The following is a 1,329-nucleotide window of genomic DNA, read 5'->3' as shown; positions in this document are numbered from 1 at the left end:
TATGATTTAAATTTATCATATATAATTCACTTGTCCTTTCACTTTTTACTATTACTATATTTTATCAGATGGGACAAAAAGTCACGAGCAAGTTCAAAACTTGCATCGTGACTTTTTAATTGACGCTAAATCAAAAAAGGGTAACTTTATAACGCTCTTAATTTTTAAAATCAATTAGAATGAAAATATAACTTATTTTTTATATATTTCTCCCCTGCTATCAATATCAAAAACTAATATGACAATTTCAGTATCTATAATTCTAAATATTGCTCTATAATCTCCTATTCTCATTCTAAATATATCATCATAATATTTATGAATATATTTTTTTATATCATATTTAAATATTTTATTTTTATCTTTTGAAATTTCATCAAATGCTTTCGAAAATTTAATTCCATAAATTTTATTTTTCTTTATAAACTTTTTAGCTTCTTTTTTATATAAAACCTTATAAAACATCTTCTAATTTCAATTCAACTGCACTTATATCTGAAAAATCAATGTTTTTATTATCTATTTCTAATTGTTCTTCTTTTGATAATGAAGAAATATTTGAATTTAAAAAATCTAATAAACTAGTTTCTTCTTCTTGTTTTATTCTTTGTAAAGCTGTTTCTCTTAAAAACTCTGAAAAATTATAACCTTTTTTTGAAATAAAATTGGAAATTAAATCATAGTCTTCTTGTTTTAAAGTAATATTTTTACGAATAGTCATAAATAATTCTCCTCGTTCTCAATATGTTTTATACACATTATACACATTATATTGTATAATGTGATTATAATTTCAAATAATATTTTTATTATTTTAAAAGAGTTGTTGCAAGTTTTGAACTTCCTTATGACTTTTTTAATTTACGTATTGAATATTAAAACAATATTTGCATTTTTTTGATTTTTGAAAACAAAAACTACCAACTTATTAAGTTAAAGGCAGTTTTTTAAAATATTATAAATGTTCAATTTTAGCAAGTTCTTTCATAATTCTTACTAATTTTTCCCAATCTCCGTTTTTCTTCATTGTTACATCGAGTGGTTCAACATATTTATCTAAATTTTTTATATATTCATCTAGTGTCATATAAACCTCCTAATTTTTTAAAATTATACAATAAAATTTTTAAATATTATTCAATAATTATATTTTTGACTATCCATTCCCTTATTTCTTTTTTAACTTTTTCTTGTCTTTCTTTTGTGCTTATATCTTTATCATTATTTATAATAAAATTATAATTTAAACTTTCAGTAATTTATTATACTAACGCACTTTTACTTTTTAAAAGTGCGTTTTTTACCAAAAATTTATAAAAAAAATATTTT

Annotated in this window: 3 protein-coding genes; all 3 read right to left on the bottom strand. The window is 20.1% G+C overall.

The features are described from left to right. Positions 1-192 precede the first annotated feature (192 nt). Positions 193-465: a type II toxin-antitoxin system RelE family toxin gene (locus BU00_RS0103580; RefSeq protein WP_027121499.1), complete on the bottom strand. Its 273-nt coding sequence runs from the start codon at positions 463-465 to the stop codon at positions 193-195. Next, entirely contained in the window at positions 455-721 is a 267-nt protein-coding gene (locus BU00_RS0103575; protein WP_036459100.1) for a hypothetical protein, read from the bottom strand. The genes BU00_RS0103580 and BU00_RS0103575 overlap by 11 nt, the downstream gene beginning before the upstream one ends. A gap of 234 nt (positions 722-955) precedes the next feature. Continuing rightward, on the bottom strand, positions 956-1,087 hold the full coding sequence (locus BU00_RS05405) for a hypothetical protein (protein ID WP_281170790.1): 132 nt from the start codon (positions 1,085-1,087) through the stop codon (positions 956-958). Positions 1,088-1,329 lie beyond the last annotated feature (242 nt).

It is taken from the genome of Mycoplasma leonicaptivi ATCC 49890 (assembly GCF_000622205.1).
GTDB lineage: Bacteria > Bacillota_I > Bacilli_A > Mycoplasmatales > Metamycoplasmataceae > Mycoplasmopsis > Mycoplasmopsis leonicaptivi.
The sequence above is the reverse complement of the archived record's forward strand: the minus strand, read 5'-3'. Positions and strand labels throughout refer to the sequence as shown.